Here is a 538-nt window from a genome sequence, read left to right on the forward strand (position 1 = left end):
TGGTCTTCCGGCGTGCGGGTTTTTCACCCGCATTATCGTTACTTATGTCAGCATTCGCACTTCTGATACCTCCAGCACCCCTCACAGGACACCTTCAACGGCTTACAGAACGCTCCCCTACCCAACAACACATAGTGTCGCTGCCGCAGCTTCGGTGCATGGTTTAGCCCCGTTACATCTTCCGCGCAGGCCGACTCGACCAGTGAGCTATTACGCTTTCTTTAAATGATGGCTGCTTCTAAGCCAACATCCTGGCTGTCTGTGCCTTCCCACATCGTTTCCCACTTAACCATGACTTTGGGACCTTAGCTGGCGGTCTGGGTTGTTTCCCTCTTCACGACGGACGTTAGCACCCGCCGTGTGTCTCCCGTGATAACATTCTTCGGTATTCGCAGTTTGCATCGGGTTGGTAAGTCGGGATGACCCCCTAGCCGAAACAGTGCTCTACCCCCGAAGATGAATTCACGAGGCGCTACCTAAATAGCTTTCGGGGAGAACCAGCTATCTCCCGGTTTGATTGGCCTTTCACCCCCAGCCA

At 53.9% G+C, this 538-nt stretch carries 1 rRNA gene; it reads right to left on the reverse strand.

Annotated elements, in window-relative coordinates:
- Window positions 1–538: ribosomal RNA gene (locus tag ACVXHP_RS24210) — 23S ribosomal RNA — on the reverse strand; the annotation flags it as partial.

This window comes from Citrobacter freundii complex sp. 2025EL-00176 (assembly GCF_053309355.1).